This is a genomic window from Geomonas subterranea (assembly GCF_019063845.1).
GTDB lineage: Bacteria > Desulfobacterota > Desulfuromonadia > Geobacterales > Geobacteraceae > Geomonas > Geomonas subterranea.
In genome coordinates this window covers 3453945-3475890 of record NZ_CP077683.1, presented here as the reverse complement: position 1 = coordinate 3475890, position 21946 = coordinate 3453945, and the positions used below count along the sequence as shown (strand labels likewise).

The window sequence follows — 21946 nt, the reverse complement described above, 5'->3', positions numbered from 1 at the left end:
CCGCGTTCCCCAGAAATGACAAAAAAGCGTCGCCCCATCCAGGGACGACGCTTTTTTTGTCGCTCGGCGCATCAGCCGCTACAGGCTCTTGGCCGCCAGTTCGTAGACGTCCCGCGCCAGGCCGGGCTCGGCCAGGATGCGCTCCAGTTCCTTTTTCATGAGCTGTTGGCGTGCCGGGTCGAAGCGGCGCCAGCGGCTGAAAGGGGTGAGCATACGGGCGGCGATCTGCGGGTTGATCCCGTTCAGACGCAGGATCTGGTCGCCAAGGAAGCGGTATCCCCTGCCGCTCACGTCGTGGAAACGAACCTGGTTCCCCTGGCTGAAGGCACCCACCAGCGAGCGGACCCGGTTCGGGTTGCGGACGTCGAAGTCGGGGTGCTCCAAAAGCGCCAGCACCCGGTCCATCGTGTCGGGCAGACGCGAAGAGGCCTGCAGGGAGAACCACTTGTCGATCACGCCGCGGTCGCCGCGCCAGCACTGGTAGAAGGAAGCGAACGCCTCCTCGCGCTCGGGGCAGGCGCAGTTGGCCAGCGGGGAGAGGGCTCCCAGGCTGTCGGTCATGTTGTCCGCGCTTTTGAACTGGGCAATGCAGGCGTCGATGGCTTCCTGCCCCCCCGCCGCCATCAGGTAGGAAAGGGAGAGGTTTTTGAGCCTGCGGCAGCCGGCGAGCCCGTCGTCGGGGCGGTAGGGGGCCTTGGGGGCGCAGGCTTTCCGCACGGCGGCGAGCTCCGCGCCGAGCCTCTGCCCTACCGCGGCCCGCACCAGCTCCCGCGCCTGGTGAATCGCGTCGGGGTCGATCACCGCCATCTGCTCGGCGAGGTAGCTCTCGGTGGGGAGGGCGAGCGTCTCGGCCAGGAAGGCACGGTCCTGGCGGTCGTCGGAAAGGAGCCTTCTGAAGGACTCGATGAAGCGCTCCGGCACCTGCGCTTCCCGCCCCCCCCGGATGTCGGCGATCAGCTCCATGATCAGCTTCACCGCCTGGATCTGTCCCGCCTCCCAGCGCACGAAGGGATCGCTGTCGTTAGTCATCAGCAGGGTGAGGTCATCGTCGCTGTACGGGCACACCAGCTTCACCGGGGCGCTGAAGTTGCGTAAAAGCGACGGCACGGGGCGATCCTTGAGTCCGACGAAGGTGAAGGTTTCCGTCTCCCGTCTCAGCTCGAGGACCCGCGTTTTCCCCGCCGGTTCCGACTCCCACGAAAGCTTGAGCGGCAGCTCGTTTCCTTCCCGGTCCAAAAGCCCCATGGCGAGCGGGATGTGGAAAGGCTTCTTCTCCGGCTGGCCCGGAGTCGGCGGGCAGCTCTGGGTCACGGTCAGGGTGTAGCTCCCGTCGGGGCGGTAATCGTCGCTGACCGTCAAAACCGGGGTCCCCGCCTGATCGTACCAGAGCATGAACTGGGAGAGGTCGCGCTTGCCGGCGTCCGCCATCGCCTGGACGAACTCGTCCACCCGCACCGCCTGCCCGTCGTGGCGCTCGAAGTACAGGTCCATGCCTGCCCGGAAGGCCTCGCGCCCCAGAAGGGTCTGCAGCATCCGGATCACCTCGCCTCCCTTGTGATACACGGTCATGCTGTAGAAGTTGTTGATCTCAACGTAGGATTCGGGGCGCACCGGATGGGCCAGGGGGCCGGCGTCCTCGGAGAACTGCGCGCTGCGCAGGCTCCGCACGTCGGCGATCCTTTTGACCGGGCGCGACTGCATGTCGGCGGAGAACTCCTGGTCGCGGAAGATGGTGAGCCCTTCCTTCAGCGAGAGCTGGAACCAGTCACGGCAGGTAATCCTGTTGCCGGTCCAGTTGTGGAAATACTCGTGGCCGATCACCTCCTCGATGGCCTGGTAGTCGTCGTCGGTGGCGCTTTCGGGGCTTGCCAGTACGTAGCGCGAGTTGAAGACGTTGAGCCCCTTGTTTTCCATGGCCCCCATGTTGAAGTCGTCCACGGCCACCACCATGTAGGTGTCCAGGTCGTACTCGCGGCCGAACTGCTCCTCGTCCCAGCGCATGGCGCTCATCAGGGACCGGAGGGCGTGTTCGCACTTGTCGCGGTTGCGCTCCTCGACGTAGATCTCGAGCCGCACCTCCCGGCCGCTCATGGTGGTGAAGCGGTCGGCGATGTGGACCAGATCCCCGGCCACCACCGCGAAGAGGTAACTCGGCTTCTTGAAGGGATCGTGCCAGACCGCGAAGTGGCGCCCGTCAGGGAGGTCTCCCTTTTCGACCAGGTTGCCGTTGGCCAGAAGCACGGGGCAGGCCGCCTTGTCGCCCCGCAGGGTCACGGTGTAGACGGCCATGACGTCGGGGCGGTCGGTGAAATAGGTGATCCGCCTGAACCCCTCGGCCTCGCACTGCGTGCAGAGCATCGGACCCGAGGCGTACAGGCCGGAGAGGGCGCTGTTTTTCTTCGGGTGGACCCGGGTCTCGATTTCGAGGAGGAACTCCCCGGGAGGGGCCGCAAGCACCAGGGAATTTTCGTCGACCCGGTACGCCCCCTCTTCCAGTTCGGCCCCGTCCAGCTTGAGTGACAGCAGGGTGAGTTCCTCGCCGTCCAGAACCAGAGGGCGGACACCCTCGCCCCGGTCATGGTTGCTGCGGACGGCAAGCCGGGAAACGACCCGCGTGTCTTCCGGGTCGAGATCGAAAGCGAGCTCCACCGTGTCTATGAGGTAGTCGGGAACCTTGTAGTCTTTCTGGTGGATGGTCTGGTGCTGGCAGTGTGACATGGCGTTCCCTCTTTTGTTGGACGTTAATGGCCTGGGGCAAGGGTGTTATTGTACCGGGATGTGTGCGTCTTTTCAATCTTTGCTGGAGGTGGAGACGTGAATTAGGTGAATGATGCTGCAGGTTTGGGTAACCGTCATGACCGTCCGGCCGGCAGGGGGCGGCGCGGCTCGGACAGGTGACGCCCCAATATGTTGACTTTACTGGTGAATAAAGCTATACAGTCCGCATGAAACGTCTGCTTCTTTTGCCACTTTTTCTGCTTTTTGCCTGCCTTGCCGCTCCGACCTCCTCATCCGCGACGGAACTTTACGCACAGCAAACCGGGAAAAGCTGCAATGCCTGCCATGTGGACCCGGCGGGCGGCGGCGAGCTGACGGCGGCGGGAAAGGAGTTTGCCGCCTCGCGCGCCGTCCAAAACGAGGCGCCGCGTGTCGCCCCGGCGGCCAAGGTGGTGCGTTTCCTGGCCGGTTACCTCCACATGCTGACCGCGATCCTCTGGTTCGGTACCATCCTCTACGTGCACCTGGTCCTGAAGCCGGCTTACGCCGCGGGGGACTCCCCCGGGGCGAGGTCAAGGTCGGGGTTCTCTCCATGGTGGTTATGGGGATAACCGGGACCCTCCTGACCCACTTCCGGGTCACTTCACTGGACATGCTGCTGCATACCCGCTTCGGGGTGCTGCTTCTCGTCAAGATCTTCCTCTACCTGGTGATGGTCCTCTCGGCGACCTACGTGGTGCTCTTCATCGGGCCCAAGCTGAAGGCCAAGCGGAGGGAGCCGGTGGCGCTCCCCGCCGGCAAGGAACTGACCCTCGACGAGCTTTCCTCCTTCGACGGGAAAGAGGGGCGCCCGGCGTACTTCGCCTGTGAAGGGAAGCTCTACGATGCGACCGGCAGCCGTCTCTGGAAGCAGGGGGTACACATGGGGCGCCACCACGCAGGCGAGGACCTGAGCGAGGCGCTCAAGCTGGCGCCGCACGGCGCCGAAAAGGTGCTGCTGATGCCCGAGGTGGGCGCCCTGGCGGACGTGACCCAGCGTAAGGCCCCGTTGCATGAACGGGTCTTCTTCTTCATGGCGTACATGAATCTGACCATCGTATTTTTGATCGTGCTGATCCTCTCGCTCTGGCGCTGGGCCTGACAGCATCGCTCCCGGCCCTGCCGGGACAAGGATTGACCGTGAAGCTATTCCGCAACATATTCCCCCGTGCGGACGCGAAAAAGGATCCGGATTCCCTGCTGCGCCTGTTCGTCTCCGTCGCCCTCGTTTCCATCATCGCGATCACCTCGCTCGCGGGCTTCGCCTTCTACCGCGTGTTGCAAAAGAACGTGATAGACAGTGCGGAGGATGATGCGATCAAGGTGAGCTCCGCCCTGTCCGAGGACGAGCGTGCGCGCTTCACCGTGGCCAGCAAAGACGGCACCTTCGCCGTGGAGGTGTCACCGGCCAACTTCGCGGTACTGGACCGGGATCTCAGGAAATTCCTCAGCCCCTTCGACATCGTCAAGATCAAGATCTACTCCTCCGATTACCGCATCGTCTACAGCACCGAGGCGAAGCTGATCGGCGAGGTCAACCGCGGCAACTACAGGCTTGCCCGGGCCCTGGCCGGCGCCTTCGATTCCAAGCTCGAGCGCAAGGAAGAGGTGAAGGACCTGGCCGACGAGCTGAAGTTCAACGTGGACGTGGTGGAGACCTACATCCCGATCCGCGCCCGCGGCAGGGTGATCGGCAGTTTCGAGGTCTACATCGACGTCACCAAGTACCGCCAGCAGACCATGAATGCGGCGATCATGTCCGTGGGGTCTCTGTGCGCCATCCTGATGGTGGTCTTCGGCTTCTCGTTCGTGCTGATAAAAAGCGGCACCAACGAACTGAAGGAGACCCAGGAGGTCCTCAGGAAGCAGACCCTTATCGACGGGCTGACCGGTACCTTCAACAAGAGGCAGATAGAGCTGATCGGGCGCAGGGAGTTCGCGCGCGCCCTGCGCCGCAGGGAGAAGGGGCTGGCCGACGCGGAAGTCGGTTTCATCATGATCGACATCGACCACTTCAAGCAGGTCAACGACCGCTACGGCCACCTGGCGGGGGATCACCTGCTGCAGCTGTTCGCCGAGAGGGTCATCTCCTCGTTGCGCAGCTACGATTCCGTGGGGCGCTTCGGTGGCGAGGAGTTCCTCGTGGTGCTGCCGGGCTCGGACCGGGAACAGACCCTCAGCGTGGCGCACAAGATCTGGTCCCTGATCCGCGAGGAGCCCTTCGTGGTGGATGGCAACCCGATGCGGATCACCGCCAGCGCGGGTGTCGCCAACGTCCTACAGGATGATGACGACCTCTTGCAGGTGTTGAAGCGCGCCGACCTGAACCTGTACCAGGCCAAGAGCGGCGGCCGGGATCTGGTGGTGTAGAAGAAGATGTAAAGACTAGCCAGGAGGCTGTTGTTCCATGACCTTAGACAAGAACCTGCGCCTCGAGGGGATCTACCCCCAGCGCCAGAAGGAATTTTTCATGCAGCGCGTCAAGCTTCCCGCCGGCATCATCTCGGCCGATCAGGCGCTCAAGGTGGCGCAGCTGGCCGGGCGGTATGCCCGCGGGGTGGCCCACCTGACGACTCGCGGGAGCATCGAACTGCACTGGCTCACCGAGGCGGAACTTCCGGTGGTGGCCGCCCAGCTGGCCCAGGTCGGGCTGTACAACCGCGGCGCCTGCGGCGGCGCGGTGCGCGGCGTCATCTGCGGCAGCTTAGGCGCCGCGGGAGCTCCGGCCCTCGAGGCTCTGGTGAGAAAGATACACCGGCATTTCACGGGGAACCCCCGTTTCGAGAAGCTTCCCAAGAAGTTCAAGATAGGCGTCGAGGCGGACACGACGAGCAAAAGGCACCTGATCCAGGACCTGGCCTTCGTCCCGGCCGTTTCCGATGACGGCGGTGCGCGTTACGACGTGTACGCGGCCGGCGGGCTCGGACGGGAGCCGCAGCCCGGATTCCTGCTGGCGCAAGGGGTGGCCGGGGACGCCCTGATACCGCTGATAGAGCGGGTGCTGGTGGAATACGAAGCGAACACCCCGCCGCCCAAGCGGTTGAAGCACCTCGTGCGCCAGATCGGGCAGGAGGAATTCAGGCGCAGGGTGCTGGGAGAGGCGCTCGAGGAGCTGCCGACCGCGCCTACCCTGACCGGGAGCCTCGTGCCGGTGCCGGCTGCGGATGAGGACCGCCTGGAGGCATACGTCTTCGCGGGGGAGCTGGCCGCCGAAGGGCTGGCCGCGCTGGCGGAAATTGCCGGCAGGTTCTGTGGCGGGATGCTGATGATCACCGGTAACCAGACCGTGGAGATGCACCTGGTCCAGGGAAGCGACCGGGCCGAGGCGCTCAAGGCGCTGGCCGACGCCGGATTCGCGGCGGAAAACGCCGCCGGGCGGGTGGTGTTCCGGGTCTGCCCCGGCAACCACGAGTGCATCATGGGGCTCGCCCCGACCCGCGACGTCGCGGCGGCGGTGGTGGCCGAGCTCGGGGAAGGGGCGCTTCAGCTCAGCTGGGCCATCTCCGGCTGCCCGAACTGCTGCGCCCAGCCGCAACTCGCGCAGGCGGGGATCGTCGCCTCCCGCCTGGTGAACGACCAGGCCGGCAAGGCGCCCCATTTCGACCTCTACCGCGCCGGTGCGGGCGAGTTCGCCGAGCCGGTCCGGCAGGGGCTCAACCTGACCGAGCTGCTGGCGGCGGTGAAAGAGATCTAGACGCCGTTCAACGCCGGCATTGCCTACCCTCTCCCCCCGGGAGAGGGTGCCCGCAGGGCGGGTGAGGGAGATGCCGTAGGCACCTCGCCTGCAACGGGGCAACGCCCTCACCCCCGCCCCTCTCCCGGAGGGCGAGGGGAGTCCCCTCCTGTCGTGTCACTTTCGATGCACGCCGCACACAGATCGCCGAACGTTAAAGTCCCTCCGTCGTTCACTCGTCCAGCAGTTCCCGCACCCGGGCCAGAAGCTCTTTGATCTTGATCGGCTTGGAGACGAAATGGCGCGGATCCCCCATGGTGAGGGTGTCGGTGATGATGTCGGCGGTGTAGCCGCTCATGAAGATCACCTTGGCACCGGGGGAGAACTCGCAGATCGCCCGGTACGCGTCCCGCCCGTTCATGCGCGGCATGATCACGTCCATGATGATCATCGCCACATTCCCCCCGGCCGCCTGGAACTTCTCCACGGCATCCACGCCGTCCACCGCGGTGATCACCCGGTAACCGAAGTCCTGCAGAAGCTCCCGCACCATATCGCGTATCACCGCGTCGTCCTCGACCAGTAGCAGGGTCTCCTCCCCGCCATGCACGGGTTCCTCGATCTTCATGCTCTCGCTGCGCGCGGGGAGGTCGATAAGGGGGAGGTAGATCCTGAACACGGTGCCGTGCCCAAGCTCGCTGTAGCAGTTGATGAAGCCCGAATGCTGCTTCACGATGCCGTACACCATGGCAAGGCCCAGCCCCGTCCCCTTCCCCGGCTCCTTGGTGGTGAAGAAGGGCTCGAAGATCCGGTCCCGGGTCTTCTGGTCCATGCCGATGCCGGTATCGGCCACGGTGATGAGGGCATAGCTCCCGGGCAGGCCGTAGCCGTGCGCCGTCACGAACTCCTGGTTCAGGATGATCCGGTCCGTGGCGACGGAGAGGATGCCGCCGCTGGCCATGGCGTCCCGGGCATTCACCGCCAGGTTCATGACCACCTGCTCAATCTGCCCTGAGTCCGCCAGGACGGAAAGCTCCTCGCCGCTGAGTTCCATCCTGAAGTCGATGTGCTCGGGGATCAGGCGGCGCAGCATGACCTCGAGGTTCAACAGGATGGCGTTGAGCCCCACCGGCGCAGGGTTGGTCACCTGTTTCCTGCTGTAGGCCAGGAGGCTCCGGGTCAGGTTCGCGGCCCGCTCCGACGCCCGCAGGATCTCGCTCACCTTGCCCTGCAGGGGATGATCCTCCTCGAGCTGCACCTGCATCATGGTGCTGTAACCGATGATGGCGGTCAGGATGTTGTTGAAGTCGTGGGCGATGCCGCCGGTCAGGGTGCCGATGGCCTCCATCTTCTGGGACTGGGTCAGCTGGTGCTCCAGGGCCCTGCGCTCCTCCTCGGCCTGGAGACGGTCGGTCACGTCGTAACACGTTCCCACGTACCCGGCGAACCTGCCGTCCAGCCCGTTGAACGGCCTTCCCATGTCGATGATCCAGCGGTAGCCGCCGTCGTTGTGACGCAGCCGGTACTGCATCTGGAAGGGCGCGCGCTGGCCGAAGGCGTTGCGGTAGGTTTTCAGGCAGTACTCCTGGTCCTCGGGGTGCACCCCGGTGGCCCAGCCGTCCCCCAGCTCGTCCGCCAGTTCCCGCCCGGTAAAATCGAGCCAGGTCCGGTTGAAATAGTTCACCTTGCTGTCGGTGCCGGCCCGCCAGATCATGGTGGGGAAGTTCTCGAAGAGGGTCAGGTAGAAGTCCGCCGAGCGCTCGAGTTCCGTCAGCATCCTGTTGAAGGTGCGGGCCATCTGACCGATCTCGTCGTCCGAGGTCACCGGCGCCAGTTTTTGCGCGAGGCCCGCCTGGGCCGGAAGCTCTTCGAGGTGCCTGGTGAAGGAGACCAGCGGCCTGGTGAGGTACTGCATGAAGGGCCAGACCAGACAAAGTGAAAGGAGCCCCGCCCCAAAAGAGCCCGCGATGAAGTAGTTCCTGGCGGCGTACACCGGGGCATAGGCCTCTTCTATGGGATAGCTGACCGCAAGCACCCACCCGGTCGACTTCAGCCGCTTCACCGAGCGCAGCACGGGGATACCGGTCCGGGTCATCGTCTCGGCGGTCCCCTGGAACCCCTGCAGGGCGCGATCCAGCATCGGGTTCGTCCCCGGCGGGTCCTGGCGCAGCACCCTGCGCTTGTCCGGGTGCATGAGGACGTTGCGCCTGTTGTCGTAGAGTGACAGGAACCCCTTCTTGCCGAGCTTGAGGGCGGCCAGGGAACGCAGGAAGTGCTGTTCGCGCAGGTCGATGCTTCCCGAGAGGATGGCGGTCAGCGCGCGGTTCCCGTCGAAGATGGGCACGGTGAACATGATGATGGGGCGGCTGTGCTTTTGCAGCGAGGAGAAGGGGGGCGATATATAGGTGGTGCCGCGCTTCACCGTCTCCTGATAGTACTCCCGGAAAGAGAAGTCCATGCCGATGAAGTTCAGGTCGCGTGGGGTGGCCGCAACGAGGTGGCCGGAGGCGGAAAAGAGAAAGAGGGAGTTGTCGAAAAAGGCGTGCTTTCTCTGCTCGGTATCGAGCAGGCGCTGGGCCTGTTCGGGATGGGCCGCCGCATCGGCCGTCAAACGGCTGGAGAGGCTGTGCAGCTCCTTGGTGAAATCAAAGATCCGGTCGTCGATCTGGGCCGCCAGCGAGTCCAAAAGCACGGCTTGCTGCTGCGAAATGCTTTCCTTGAACGTTTTTTCGAAAAAAAGAAATGACCCTACGGCGGAAACGGTCATCAGGACCACCACCAAAAGGAACACGGCCAGGGTCATCTTGGTTTTCATGCTGGTGAATAGCACATGGGCTCCGGATGGCTGCTGATTGACGGGCCACCGTGCACCTACTGTCTCAGGTGGGGCTCCGCTGCCAAAACGGCAGACAGCCTGTGTGAGTCATGGAAACTCTTATAAACCTTCCTGGACAAATAACAACGAGGCGTATAGCAATTTACCATTTGAATCTGCCAATGCTCTGGTTTCTTTTCACGGAAATTCCGGCTTTAAAGTAGTATAAATTAATTTTTATGAGTGTGCTGTTTTGTATCTGCCTGTAATCGAGGGCTTTTCTGTGGGGGTGTCGATCCGCAACCGCCGGGGCGGCGGAGTGGGACGGCCGCCGGGCGTCAATATATTGTCGAAACGGGCTCTGTCAGGGCCAAAGTGGACAACTATCAAGGCTTTATCGGCGTTTACAGTGTAGATTGCCTCTGGCAGTAGTTCTTCTATCCACGTCAGCTGTGGAAAACCATGTGGAGAAATCGGGGGGCGCGGCATGAAAACGGCGTAATGGGGACCACTCCAGCAAATTGCACTAATTTTGAGCAGCGAAAAGTGGCGTGATTACTGGGGGCGCCAACCATTTGGCGCCGGCGTTAGATCATAAAAAAAGGGGAGCCGAAGCTCCCCTTTGACAGTAGCAGGTTTGGTTATGCCATAACGAAAAGGAGCTCCTCTTTTTCCACCTTGCCCCCTTCCTTGCACTTCACCTCGGCGACCGCGCCGTCCTCTTTCACCGCCCCCTTCCGTCTCCGACTTCATGGCCTCGGTGAGCGCGAGAATATCGCCCGCTTTCACCGCGTCACCGACTTTCACGTTGAGCTTGATCACCTTGCCGGGCATGGGGGCGCCGACATGCTTGGGATTGGACTTGTCCGCCTTCTCGTGGCCGGCCTCGTCGCTTTGCACCGACTGGTCGCGCACCGTGACGCTCCTCGCGTTGCCGTTGAGCTCGAAGTAGATCTTCTTGGTGCCGTCGGGCTGGGTCTTGCCGATCGCGTTGAGCTTCACGATGAGCGTCTTGCCGGGCTGGAGCTCTATCGAGGTCTCCTGCCCCGGCTCGAGGCCGTAGAAGAATATGGGGGTCGGGATCACGGAGACGTCGGAGAACTCCTGGCGGTGCTTGGCGTACTCCACGTAGACGCTCGGGTACATCATGTAGGACATGAGCTCCTCGTCGTTCACCGGGTGCCCCACCTTGGCCTCGGCAGCGGCGCGCTCCTTCTCGAAGTCGGCCGGCTCCAGGAGCTCGCCCGGGCGGCAGGTGATGGGCTCCTGCCCCTTGAGGATGATCTTCTGCAGCTCCTTGGGGAAACCCTGGTAGGGCTGGCCGATCATCCCCTTGAAGAAGCCGACCACCGATTCGGGGAAGGCGAGGTCGGCGTCCTGGTTGAAGACGTCCGCGGGCTCCAGGTTGTTCTTCACCAGGAACATGGCCATGTCCCCAACCACCTTGGAGGAAGGGGTCACCTTGACCACGTCGCCGAAGAGGAGGTTCACCTTGTGGTACATCTCCTTGCACTCTTCCCAGCGTTCGATGAGGCCGAGGCCGGCGACCTGCGGCTTGTAGTTGGAGTACTGCCCCCCCGGGATCTCGTGGTGGTACACCTCGGCGGTGCCGCTTTTCAGGCCGGACTCGAACGGCGCGTAGTAGTCGCGCACCGTCTCCCAGTAGTTGGCCAGCTGCTGCAGGCCGCGCTCGTTCACCTGCGGGTCGAAGTCGGTCCCCTTCAGGGTCGCCACCAGCGCGTTCAGGTTGGGCTGCGAGGTGAGACCGGAGATAGAGGAGAGCGCCGCGTCGACGATGTCGACCCCGGCCTGCGCGGCCATGAGCAGGAGCGCGCCGCCGTTGCCGGAGGTGTCGTGGGTGTGCAGGTGCACCGGGATGCCGATCTCCTCCTTGAGCGCCTTGACCAGCTGGTAGCCGGCGTACGGCTTCAGAAGGCCCGCCATGTCCTTGATGGCCAGGATGTGCGCCCCCATCTTCTCCAGTTCCTTCGCCATCGAGACGTAGTAGGAGAGCGGGTACTTGGTGCGGGCCGGGTCGGAGATATCGCCGGTGTAGCAGATGGCCGCCTCGCAGATCTTGCCGGACTTCTGCACCGCCTCCATGGCCACCTGCATGCCGCGGGTCCAGTTGAGCGAATCGAAGACGCGGAAGACGTCCACGCCGGACTCGGCTGCCTGCGCCACGAAGCGCTGCACCACGTTGTCCGGGTAGTTGGTGTAGCCGACGGCGTTGGAGCCGCGCAAAAGCATCTGGAACAGGACGTTGGGGATCGCCTCGGTGAGGGCGTGCAGCCTCTGCCAGGGATCTTCCTTCAAAAAGCGCATGGAAACGTCGAAGGTAGCCCCTCCCCAGAGCTCCAGGGAGAAGAGGTCGCTCGCCAGGTGCGAGGTGGCGTCCGCGATTTTCAACAGGTCATAGGTTCTGACGCGGGTGGCCAAAAGCGACTGGTGCGCGTCGCGCATGGTGGTGTCGGTGAGGAGGAGCTTCTTCTGCTCCAGCACCCACGTGGCGAGCCCCTCGGCCCCCTTCTCGCGCAGGATGTCCTTGGTTCCCTTGGGCTTTTCCGCGAAGAGGTCGATCTGCGGCACGGCCGCCTCGATGAGCTCCGCGGAGCGCAGCGGCTTCGCGACGCCGGCCGAGCCGTTCACGATGACGTCGCCCAGGAAGTTGAGCACCTTGTTGGCGCGGTCCTTCTTCTCCGGGATCACCAAAAGTTCCGGGTGCTGGTCGATGAAGGAGGTGTTGCACTCGCCGGCCAGGAACACCGGGTGGGTGATCACGTTCTCCAAAAAGCCGATGTTGGTCTTCACGCCGCGCACGCGGAATTCCTGGAGGCTTCGGTCCATGATGTGGGCGGCCTCGGTGAAGGTGAGCCCCCAGGAGCTGACCTTGACCAGCAAAGAGTCGTAGTGCGGCGTGATCTGGGCGCCGGTGAAGGCGTTGCCCGCGTCGAGACGCACCCCGCACCCTGCGGAGCTGCGGTAGGTGGTCAGCGTCCCGAAGTCGGGCGCGAAGTTGTTGGTGGGGTCCTCGGTGGTGATGCGGCACTGGATGGCGAAGCCGCGCATCTCGATGGAGCCCTGGTTGGGGATGTTGATCTCCGGGTCGGAGAGGCGTTTCCCCTCGGCGATCAGGATCTGCGCCTGCACCAGGTTGCGGCCGGTGATCATCTCGGTGACCGTGTGCTCGACCTGGATGCGTGGGTTCATCTCGATGAAGTAGTAGCGCCCTTCCTCGTCCAGGAGGAACTCGACGGTGCCGGCGTTACGGTACCCCACCTGCTTGGCGATCTTCAGGGCATCGGTGCACAGGGCGAGGCGGGTGTCGCCGGGGAGCGCCAGGGAGGGGGCGAACTCGACCACCTTCTGGTGGCGGCGCTGGATGGAGCAGTCGCGCTCGTAGAAGTGCACCAGGCTGCCGTAGCCGTCGCCTAACACCTGCACCTCGATGTGCTTGGGGTTTTTCAGGTAGCGCTCCAGGAACACGGAGGGGTCGCCGAAGGATGCCTTCGCCTCGGAAGAGGCCGACTGCAGCCCCTCCAGAAGCTCCTTCTGGTTGGTGGCGACACGCATGCCGCGCCCGCCGCCGCCGGCCGCCGCCTTGATGATGATCGGGTAGCCGTGGTTCTTGGCGAAGATGAGGGCCTCTTCCTCGTGGACGATCGGCTCCTCGGTGCCGGGGACGGTGGCGACCCCGGCGGCCTTGGCCACCTTCCTCGCGGCCACCTTGTCCCCCAGGGCGCGCTGCATCTCCGCGGTCGGCCCGATGAAGGCGATGCCGTTTTGCTCGCACTTCTCGGCGAACTCGGCGTTTTCGGCCAGGAAGCCGTAACCGGGATGGATGGCGTCGACATCGCGCTTTTTGGCCAGGGCGATGATCTCGTCGATGCCGAGGTAGGCGTCGATGGGGGCTTTCCCCTTGCCGACCTGGTACGCTTCATCAGCCTTGTAGCGGTGCAGCGAGAGCTTGTCCTCTTCCGAATAGATGGCAACCGTGCTGATGCCGAGTTCGGTGCAGGCGCGGAAGATCCTGATCGCGATCTCCCCGCGGTTAGCTGCCATCACCTTCCTGAATTTCCGTGCTTCCATTTCCGCTCCTTTAGTGGGGGTATTTTTTTACCGAGACTAAAACAAATGATGGAAATTTTATTGCCGTTTTAAAACACCCATGACTATATTGGTAAAACCAATTTCCTTTTAAGTTTTGAGGGTTTAATCGTGTATTCAAAGGGAGGCATATAAAAACAGATTCCCCTTCGAATGTCAATCCTGGAATCATGTTATATTTTTGTATACTTTCCCCAAACCAGAATAGGCTACCACCGGGATAAGGTTTTGCTTGCCTTAGCGGGGAGAAATTCCTATCTTTGCCCGATGATCATGCAAGGAACGGCGGTAAACGCGGCGGCAATCGTCATCGGCAGCGCTCTCGGATTGAAGGCGGGGCACCTCATCTCCAGCAAGGTGCGCGGCACCGTCATGGCCGGACTCGGGCTTGCCGTACTACTTATCGGCATCCAGCTCGCTTTCAAAAGCCAGCAACCGATGATCATCATCGGATCGCTCATCGGCGGGGGGATCATCGGCGAGCTCCTCGGCATCGAAGCGCGCCTGGAGGCCCTCGGCAACTGGATCGGCGACCGCTTCAAGGGAAGCGGCAGGATTTCCGAGGGGTTCGTGACGGCGAGTCTGCTCTACTGCGTCGGAGCCATGGCGATCATGGGGGCGCTCCAGGACGGGCTCGGCTCCCGCCCGGACATCCTCTACGCCAAGGCGGCCCTGGACGGCATCGCCTCCGTGGCGCTCGCCTCAACCCTCGGCGCCGGCGTTCTCTTCTCGGCGCTGCCGCTCTTTCTCTACCAGGGCGCCATCACCCTCTCCGCCTCGCTGGCACAACAGATCCTGACCCCGGTGGTGGTGCAGGAGATGAACGCGGTGGGGGGGCTTCTCATCCTCGCCATCGGGCTGGACATGCTGGGTGTCAAGAGGGTGCCGGTGGGGAACCTGCTTCCGGCCGTGTTCCTGGCGCCTCCCCTGGTTATGCTCTTCGTGTCGTAAACCTTGACATTCTCCCTAATAATTAAATAACATGCAGTACTTCGCCTCCATGAAGGCAAAAGCGGCTGCGCAGAGGAATCAGCGCAGTCTTCCGCTACCTGCCGCTCCCCCCTTTGCAAAGAGGGGAGCAGGCAGCGGTGCCCCCACCCCTAACCCGCTCCCGCGAGGGGAGGGGGGACGTTTACCGGGGGAAATGCCGGCTGCGACTCCTTTGGGACCTGGTGGCGAAGAGTCGCAATAAACAGCAATTGGAGAAAAGATTTTGGCCTGGAAAGCAATCGGGATATTCGACTCCGGGGTGGGGGGCTTGACCGTCCTCAAGGAAGTGGTGCAGACCCTTCCCCAGGAGGACACCATCTATCTCGGGGACACCGCCCGTGTTCCCTATGGAACCAAGTCGCCGGAGACGGTAATTCGCTACTCGCGTCAGATCGCCCGCTATCTCTTGAACCGCGACATCAAGCTCCTGGTGGTCGCCTGCAACACGGCGTCCGCCGTGGCGCTCGCGGCGCTGCAGCAGGAGTTCGACATCCCCATCGTCGGGGTGATCGAGCCCGGCGCCCGTGCCGCGGCTGCGGCCACGAGGACCGGCAAGGTCGGCGTCATCGGCACCGCCGCCACCGTGGCTTCTTCCGCCTACACCAAGGCGATCAAGAGGATCAACCCCGACATCGAGGTGGTGAACCGCGCCTGCCCCCTGTTCGTCCCCCTGGCGGAGGAGGGATGGGTGGACAACGAGGTGACCAGGATGACGGCACGCATCTACCTGGAGGACCTCAAGGCGCAGGGGGTGGATACCCTGGTGCTCGGCTGCACCCATTACCCGATCCTCAAGGAGGTCATCGCGCAGGTGATGGGACCGGAGGTGACCCTGGTTGACTCCGCCGCGGAAACCGCCCGCACCGTCGCCCGGATCCTCACTACGGAGGGGCTCTTGCGCCCGGCCAACGAACGCGGCAATCACCACTACTATGTCACCGACATCCCTGCGGGGTTCATCAGGGTCGGCAACCGTTTCCTCGGCGGAGAGCTGGGGGATGTCTACCAGGTGAGCCTGGAGCAGGAACTGCAGGAAGGAGAGAACGGTGAAGAGACGAGCTAACAGGGCCAAGGGAGTCCTGCTGATCGCGTTCCTGGTGTTCGCGGTGGTGGTCGGCCTGTTGGTCTTCAGGAAGTATGAGACGGCGACCAAGGTGACGCCTCCCGCCGCGCCGGCCGAGCAGGTCGATACCCGGGTGGTGACCCTGTTCTTCTCCAACCAGGACGGCTCGTCGCTGGCGCGGGAAGGTCGCGAGATCGCGGTCGAGGACACCACCGACGACATGATCGCCAGCGTCGTTGACGAGCTGGTGGTAGGGCCGTTGGGAGACCTGGCGCCCACCCTGCCCCACAACGCGCGGGTGATCGGAGCGCAGTTGAAGGGGGACGTGGTGCAGGTCGATTTCTCGAAGGAGCTGGTGGAGAGCCTCCCCGAGGGAAGTTCCGCCGAGATGAGCGCCGTCTACTCCGTGGTGGACACCGTGGTTGCCAACTTCCCGCAGGTGAAAGCGGTGCAGTTTTTGGTGGACGGCGTGCCGGTCAAGGAGCTGAAGGGGCACCTGGATCTTTCCGCCCCCATCGCGGCGGACTTCACGCTGGAGAAGAAAGAGGCGCCTGCGGCGCCGGAAAAACAGTAAACCAAAAGCGAACCACGCCGGTTCCCTCTCCCTCTGGGAGAGGGTGCCCGAAGGGCGGGTGAGGGCTTTGCCGGCTGCGGTCATTTAGCCTTTGGCAACTCCCTCACCCTGACCCTCTCCCGGCGGGAGAGGGGATGTGGACAGATGCGGGAGATGATCTCCCTGCTGTCCTGTGTCGTTAGCGCTTTTTTCCGATTTTCAAATTTCCTTTTCAGGAGTGACGACCGATGAAGATGCCGTTTATGCAGGCGGTTAGAGAGCGGGTGCTGGTTCTGGACGGCGCCATGGGGACCATGCTGCAGGAACGCGGGCTGGAGGCGGGACAGTCGCCCGAGGAGATGAACCTGACTGCCCCCGAGGTGGTGGCGGGGGTGCATCGCGCCTACCTCGAGGCGGGCGCCGACATCATCGTGACCAACACCTTCGGCGGCACCAAGGCGAAGCTCGAGCACTACGGTCTTGGGGACCAGGTGGCCCGGATCAACGCCGAGGCGGTCCGCATCGCCCGCGAGGTGGCCGGTGAAGACGCCTACGTGGCGGGTTCGGTCGGCCCCACCGGACGCTTCGTGGAGCCGGTGGGGGACATGAGCTTCGACGAGGCCCACGCGCTCTTCACCGAGCAGGCCAAGGCCCTGATCGACGCGGGGTGCGACGTCATCTCGCTGGAGACCTTCCTCGACATCAAGGAGATCCGCGCCGCCCTCATCGCCATCCGCGAGCTTTCCGCCGACATCCCGGTCATCGCCATGCTCACCTTCGAGGAGAAGGGGAGAAGCGTGCTCGGCTCGCCGCCGGAAGCGGCCGCCATCACCCTGGAGGCCGCCGGCGCCTCCATGGTGGGCTCCAACTGCGGCCTCGGCGTGGACGGCATCTACGACATCCTCTGCGCCATGAGGAAGGTGACCTCCCTGCCGCTCATCTCGCAGGCCAACGCGGGACTCCCGATCCTCAGGGACGGCGTCACCGTCTTCCCCGGCACCCCCGACGAGATGACCGCCTACCACGATCGCATGATCGGGCTCGGCGTGCGCGTCATCGGCGGCTGCTGCGGCACCACCCCCGCCCACATCTCCGCCATCAAGGAGGCGCTCTCGGGGCGGCAGGCCCCCTTCGCCCCCAAGGCGGATGACGGCACCACCTGGGTCTCCAGTCGCGGCTCCTTCGCGGCCATCGGCGCGAAGCACCCGGTGGCCCTGATCGGCGAGCGCATCAACCCGACCGGGAAGAAGCTCTACTCCCAGGAGCTGCGCGAAGGGAAGGTGAGCTACATCCGTCGCGAGGCGCTGGAGCAGACCGAACTGGGGGCGACCCTCCTCGACGTGAACGTGGGGACGCCGGGCATCGACGAACCCGCCGCCATGGAGCGCGCCGTCTTCTGCGTCACCGGCGCGGTACAGACGCCGCTGGTGCTCGATTCCTCCTCCCCCCAGGCGCTGGAGGCGGGGCTTAAATCCGCCGACGGCAAGGTGCTGATCAACTCCGTGAACGGCGAGGAGAAAAGCCTCGCCGCCATCCTCCCGCTGGCGAAGAAATACGGCGCCGCCCTGGTCTGCCTCACCCTGGACGATGCCGGCATTCCGGCCGAGGCCGAGGGGAGGGTGGCGGTCGCGCAAAAGATCGCCCAGCGCGCCGGGGCCGCCGGCATCAAGAGGAGCGACCTCGTGGTCGACTGCCTCACCCTCACCGTGAGCGCCGAGCCCAAGGGGGCACTGGTCGCCCTGGAGGCGGTACGCCATGTGAGCGGCCTGAAGCTCAACACCACGCTCGGTGTCTCCAACATATCCTTCGGCCTCCCGTGCCGCCCACTCATCTCGTCCACCTTCTTTTCGATGGCCATGGCCGCCGGGCTCACCTCCGCCATCGTGAACGTGAAGGAGGCCCCCATGATGTCCGCCTGGAGAAGCTCCATGGTGCTTCTGGGCAAGGACGTCAACGCGGCCTGCTACATCGACGCCTACCGCGGCCAGTCGGTGGGCGCCACGGTGCAGCCCGCGGCCGGAGCCGGCGGTGCGGTGCCCGTCGCGGAAACGGTCGAGCCGGAGGGGATCCGGGGGCGGCTCGCCAAGGCGGTCATAAACGGCGAGCTGGAGGCCGTGGTTCCGCTGGTCGAGGAGGCCCTCGCCGAGGGACTCTCCCCCATGCAGATCAGCTCCGAGGCGCTCCTGGTAGGCCTCGACGAGGTGGGGAGACGCTTCGGCAACGGCTCCTTCTTCCTGCCGCAGGTGATGGTTTCCGCCGACACCATGAAGGCGGCCTTCGCGCGGTTGAAGCAGGAACTCTCCAGCGGCGGCTTGAAGAGCCTGGGCAAGATCCTCATGGCCACCGTCGAGGGGGACATCCACGACATCGGCAAGAACATCCTGGTGACGCTCTTGGAGAACAACGGCTTCGAGGTGATCGACCTGGGCAAAAACGTCCCGGCCGAGAGGATCCTGGACGCCGCGCGCAGCCACCAGGTGGACGCGGTGGGGCTCTCCGCGCTCATGACGACGACCATGGCCCAGATGGACAAGGTGGTCGCTCTTTTGAAGGCCGAAGGGGTGAAGAGCTTCACCATGGTGGGGGGCGCCGTGGTCACCCAGCAGTACGCCGATGAGATCGGCGCCGACCTCTACGCCAAGGACGCCATGGAGGCGGTGGCCCGCATCAAGGAACTGCTGGCAAAATAAACGCTTTTTTGCGGAGACGGGAGCGGTGCGCACCCCGAATATCGCTTGCAACGCTGCTTCCGCTGTGCTAATTTGCGACGGGTCCGCCATTTGGCGTAGAGGTTAGGCATGGTCCTAGGTTTCAACCATAACATCAGGTACAGAGGGGAGTTGTTCCACGTCCAGACCGAGGACAGCGGAATCGCCAATCCCCACATCATCACCCTGCTTTACCGCGGGGGGACCATCCTCGCGTCCTCCAAGACCAGCTATGCCGATATCATCAAGGTCGAGCAGCTGGAGGCGGTGGTCGAGTCGATCATGAAAGAGCAGCACAAGGACATGATGCGGCGCCTGAAAAACGGCGAGTTCGACGCCCGCATCTTCCCCGACGGCGCACCGGCGCCCGCGACCGAAGAGCAGGGCGCCGCCGTCGCAGAGCAAAGCCCTGCGGTCCAGACAGCCGCTGCATCCCCCGCGCCGCAGGCTGCACCGGCGCCGCCCTCAATGGCGAGCCCTCCGCAGCAGCCCCCCCCGGCACCGCCGGCCCCTACCGTGCCCCCGGCATCTTCAGCCCATCGTAGCCTGGATGAGGTGATCCTCGATTACCTGATCACGGGCGAGGACAAATAAAGCCAGCCTGAAAGGAACCTTCGTGAAAGAAAAGATTGCAGATCTGGAAGAAAAGGCGAGGCGCCTGCGCGTCGCCATCGTGAAGACGCTGCACAAGTCGCAGTCCGGCCACACCGGCGGCTCGCTCTCCGCCATCGACATGGTGTGCGCGCTGTACTTCCACAAGATGCGCCACAACCCGGCCGACCCCGCCTGGGAGGGGAGGGACCGCTTCGTGCTCAGCAAGGGGCACGCGGCGCCGGCGCTCTACGTGACGCTCGCCGAGTGCGGCTACTTCCCGGCCGAGGACCTGATGATGCTGCGCCGCCTCGGCAGCCACCTGCAGGGGCACCCGGACAGCAAGGGAACCCCGGGCGTGGACGTCTGCACCGGCAGCCTCGGGCAGGGGCTTTCCATGGCCAACGGCATGGCGCTGGGTCTCAAGCTGGACGGCAAGGAGAACCGGGTTTACGCGGTGCTGGGCGACGGTGAGCTGCAGGAAGGGCAGATATGGGAAGCCGCCATGGCAGCCTCCCACTACAAGAGCGACAACCTCTGCGCCCTGATCGACTCCAACGGCCTGCAGATCGACGGCGACGTCTCCAAGGTCATGAATGTCTCCTCCATCTCCGACAAGTTCAAGGCCTTCGGCTGGAACGTGATCGAGATCGACGGACACGACATGGGGGAGATCGTTGCCGCCCTGGACCAGGCCGAGGCGCACAAGGGGGCTCCCACCGCCATCGTCGCCAAGACGGTCAAGGGCAAGGGTGTGCACCTGTTCGAGAACAAGGCATCCTACCACGGCGTCACCCCCAACGACGATGAGCTTCCCGAGGCGCTCAGGTGCCTGGGGTGCTGCGACTAAACCGGACGGGTTTCCGACGCTTCCCCGAACTCTCCTCCCCCCGGATGGGGGAGGTCGGGAGGGGGGCTTAGGCTGTGACGAAAATCTTTCCCCCTCCCTGCCCTCCCCCTCCGGGGGAGGGAACGTGGGGCGGGGACACATACAGAAAGGGATTACTTATGATCGCAACGAGGGACGCTTACGGCGAGGCGCTGGCCGAGCTGGGTGGCGAGAACGATAAGATAGTGGTGCTGGACGCGGACCTCTCCGGGTCCACCAAGACCGGCGTATTCGCGAAGAAATTCCCGAACCGCTTCTTCAACATGGGTATCGCCGAGGCCAACATGGTGGGGACGGCCGCAGGGCTTGCCGCGGTGGGGAAGGTTCCCTTCCTCTCCACCTTCGCCATCTTCGCCGCCGGCCGCGGCTGGGAGCAGATCCGCCAGTCGGTCGCCTACCCCAAGGCCAACGTGAAGATCGTCGCCACCCACGGCGGGGTCACCGTCGGTGAGGACGGAGGCTCCCACCAGTCGGTGGAGGACGTCGCCATCATGCGCGCCATCCCCAACATGACCGTCATCGTGCCGGCCGACGGCGAGGAGACCAAGGGCGCCATCCGCGCCGTCGCCGCCTACAAGGGACCGGTTTACGTGCGTCTCGGGCGCAACAAGGTCCCCAGTGTCTTCCCGGCCGGCCACAAGTTCGAGATCGGCAAAGGGGTCGTCGTGGTCCCCGGCACCGACCTTACCTTCATCACCACCGGCCTCATGACCGCCGCCGCGGTAACCGCCGCCGAGAAGCTCAAGGCCGAGGGGATCTCCGCCCGCGTACTCCACATCGGGACCATCAAGCCGCTGGACAAGGAGCTGGTGCTTCAGGCGGCCGAGGAGACCGGCGCCATCGTCACCGCCGAGGAGCATTCCGTGGTGGGCGGCCTGGGCGGCGCAGTCGCCGAGTTCCTGGCCGAGACCTGCCCGACCCTGATGAAGAGGGTGGGTGTCTACGACCGCTTCGGCACCTCCGGCAAGTCCGACGAACTGCTCAAGTATTTCGGGCTCAACGCCGAAACCCTCATCGAAGAGGCCAGGGAGATCGTTTCGAGGAAGAAATGATGTCAAGGGTACTCCGGTCCACGGGTGGCTTCACCTATATCGGCGCCCTGGTCATGGCCGTGATCGTCGGGATCATGGCCAGCCAGGCGGCGGTGGTCTGGAGTACCGCCATGAAGCGCGAGCGGGAGGAGGAACTGATCTCCCGCGGCACCCAGATCCGGGACGCCCTGCGCAGGTGGTACAAGGTCAAGGTCGTCGACGGGAAACTGGTGTCGAACCAGGTTCCCGGCAATGCCGGCAACGTCAACGCCGCGCCGCCGGCGGTAGCGGGCCCCCCCGAGCTGAAGTCGCTGCTCCAGGACCCGAGCACCCCGGGCAAGTTGCGCTACCTGCGCCCCTACGCCCTGGTCGAGCCCATCACCGGCAAGGAGTGGGACGAGATCAGGAAGGACGGCAAGATCGTCGGCGTGAAGTCCAAGAGCGAACTGGAGCCGGTCAAGCAGGGGAACTTTCCCTTCGACCTCCACCCCGAAGACTTCGAGAAGAAGAAAAAGTACAACGAGTGGGTATTCATCTACGACCGGATCCCGCCGATCAAGACCGGTGGCACCATTACCGGCCTAAAGACCAGCGGCAGCCCGACCCCGACCACCCAGCCGGAGACCCCGACCGCCCAGCCGGAGACCCCGGCCACGGAAGAAGGGTCCCCGTTCGGATCGGGCAGAAGGTCCAGGTCCAACAGGAGTAATTCCACCACCCCGTAGGCTGCAGATGGCCCCTCCCCGGAGGGGGCGGCGCCCGAAACCGG

The 21946-nt window shown here is 64.1% G+C and carries 14 protein-coding genes and 1 pseudogene; 12 read left to right on the top strand and 3 right to left on the bottom strand.

Going from position 1 to position 21946, the window contains the following annotated elements; all coding sequences use genetic code 11:
* Positions 1–78: 78 nt before the first annotated feature.
* Entirely contained in the window at positions 79–2718 is a 2640-nt protein-coding gene (gene pepN, locus KP001_RS15125; RefSeq protein ID WP_217286424.1) for an aminopeptidase N, read from the bottom strand.
* Between the two features lie 227 nt (positions 2719–2945).
* Here pepN and KP001_RS22060 point away from each other — a divergent pair, with 227 nt between their 5' ends.
* From KP001_RS22060 to KP001_RS15110, 4 genes are read left to right on the top strand one after another with little or no spacing between them, the layout of a single operon-like run.
* Complete coding sequence (locus KP001_RS22060) at positions 2946–3329, top strand: hypothetical protein (protein ID WP_239027798.1); 384 nt, start codon at positions 2946–2948, stop codon at positions 3327–3329.
* Entirely contained in the window at positions 3311–3859 is a 549-nt protein-coding gene (locus tag KP001_RS22055) for a cytochrome b5-like heme/steroid binding domain-containing protein (protein WP_239027797.1), read from the top strand. The genes KP001_RS22060 and KP001_RS22055 overlap by 19 nt, the downstream gene beginning before the upstream one ends.
* Positions 3860–3897: 38 nt before the next feature.
* Positions 3898–5127 carry a GGDEF domain-containing protein gene (locus KP001_RS15115; RefSeq protein ID WP_217286423.1) on the top strand — a complete coding sequence of 410 codons (1230 nt, stop codon included), beginning with the start codon at positions 3898–3900 and terminating at the stop codon, positions 5125–5127.
* 37 nt (positions 5128–5164) lie between these two features.
* Positions 5165–6451, top strand: a complete 1287-nt coding sequence (locus tag KP001_RS15110; protein ID WP_217286422.1) for a nitrite/sulfite reductase — start codon at positions 5165–5167, stop codon at positions 6449–6451.
* A gap of 211 nt (positions 6452–6662) precedes the next feature.
* Here the strand turns inward: KP001_RS15110 and KP001_RS15105 are convergent, their stop codons facing one another.
* Together KP001_RS15105 and KP001_RS15100 are read right to left on the bottom strand one after the other, a co-directional pair.
* Complete coding sequence (locus tag KP001_RS15105) at positions 6663–9260, bottom strand: cache domain-containing protein (RefSeq protein ID WP_217286421.1); 2598 nt, start codon at positions 9258–9260, stop codon at positions 6663–6665.
* Positions 9261–9886: 626 nt separating this feature from the next.
* Positions 9887–13334, bottom strand: a pseudogene (locus KP001_RS15100) (pyruvate carboxylase).
* Between the two features lie 291 nt (positions 13335–13625).
* Here KP001_RS15100 and KP001_RS15095 point away from each other — a divergent pair.
* From KP001_RS15095 to KP001_RS15060, 8 genes are all read left to right on the top strand, one after another.
* Positions 13626–14303 (top strand): DUF554 domain-containing protein, encoded by a 678-nt coding sequence (locus KP001_RS15095; protein WP_239027796.1) that lies wholly within the window; start codon positions 13626–13628, stop codon positions 14301–14303.
* A gap of 262 nt (positions 14304–14565) precedes the next feature.
* Positions 14566–15405, top strand: a complete 840-nt coding sequence (gene murI / locus KP001_RS15090; protein WP_217286420.1) for a glutamate racemase — start codon at positions 14566–14568, stop codon at positions 15403–15405.
* Complete coding sequence (locus KP001_RS15085) at positions 15389–15979, top strand: GerMN domain-containing protein (protein ID WP_217286419.1); 591 nt, start codon at positions 15389–15391, stop codon at positions 15977–15979. Before murI ends, KP001_RS15085 begins: the two co-directional genes overlap by 17 nt.
* Before the next feature lie 227 nt (positions 15980–16206).
* The gene (locus KP001_RS15080) at positions 16207–18648 is read left to right on the top strand and encodes a homocysteine S-methyltransferase family protein (RefSeq protein ID WP_217286418.1); all 2442 of its coding nucleotides are present in this window, start codon (positions 16207–16209) and stop codon (positions 18646–18648) included.
* Positions 18649–18756: 108 nt separating this feature from the next.
* The gene (locus KP001_RS15075) at positions 18757–19260 is read left to right on the top strand and encodes a RomY N-terminal domain-containing regulatory protein (protein WP_217286417.1); all 504 of its coding nucleotides are present in this window, start codon (positions 18757–18759) and stop codon (positions 19258–19260) included.
* Positions 19261–19282: 22 nt separating this feature from the next.
* The gene (locus KP001_RS15070) at positions 19283–20107 is read left to right on the top strand and encodes a transketolase (RefSeq protein ID WP_217286416.1); all 825 of its coding nucleotides are present in this window, start codon (positions 19283–19285) and stop codon (positions 20105–20107) included.
* A gap of 158 nt (positions 20108–20265) precedes the next feature.
* On the top strand, positions 20266–21198 hold the full coding sequence (locus KP001_RS15065) for a transketolase family protein (RefSeq protein ID WP_217286415.1): 933 nt from the start codon (positions 20266–20268) through the stop codon (positions 21196–21198).
* Positions 21198–21902 (top strand): type II secretion system protein, encoded by a 705-nt coding sequence (locus KP001_RS15060; RefSeq protein ID WP_239027795.1) that lies wholly within the window; start codon positions 21198–21200, stop codon positions 21900–21902. The genes KP001_RS15065 and KP001_RS15060 overlap by 1 nt, the downstream gene beginning before the upstream one ends.
* The last annotated feature ends 44 nt before the right edge of the window (positions 21903–21946 follow it).

What these genes read in the sequence shown, in the direction of transcription:
- pepN (WP_217286424.1), bottom strand. Translation starts at nt 2,718, where the DNA reads ATGTCACACTGCCAGCACCAGACCATCCACCAGAAAGACTACAAGGTT.
- KP001_RS22060 (WP_239027798.1), top strand. Translation starts at nt 2,946, where the DNA reads ATGAAACGTCTGCTTCTTTTGCCACTTTTTCTGCTTTTTGCCTGCCTT.
- KP001_RS22055 (WP_239027797.1), top strand. Translation starts at nt 3,311, where the DNA reads ATGGTGGTTATGGGGATAACCGGGACCCTCCTGACCCACTTCCGGGTC.
- KP001_RS15110 (WP_217286422.1), top strand. Translation starts at nt 5,165, where the DNA reads ATGACCTTAGACAAGAACCTGCGCCTCGAGGGGATCTACCCCCAGCGC.
- KP001_RS15095 (WP_239027796.1), top strand. Translation starts at nt 13,626, where the DNA reads ATGCAAGGAACGGCGGTAAACGCGGCGGCAATCGTCATCGGCAGCGCT.
- KP001_RS15080 (WP_217286418.1), top strand. Translation starts at nt 16,207, where the DNA reads ATGAAGATGCCGTTTATGCAGGCGGTTAGAGAGCGGGTGCTGGTTCTG.
- KP001_RS15075 (WP_217286417.1), top strand. Translation starts at nt 18,757, where the DNA reads ATGGTCCTAGGTTTCAACCATAACATCAGGTACAGAGGGGAGTTGTTC.
- KP001_RS15065 (WP_217286415.1), top strand. Translation starts at nt 20,266, where the DNA reads ATGATCGCAACGAGGGACGCTTACGGCGAGGCGCTGGCCGAGCTGGGT.
- KP001_RS15060 (WP_239027795.1), top strand. Translation starts at nt 21,198, where the DNA reads ATGTCAAGGGTACTCCGGTCCACGGGTGGCTTCACCTATATCGGCGCC.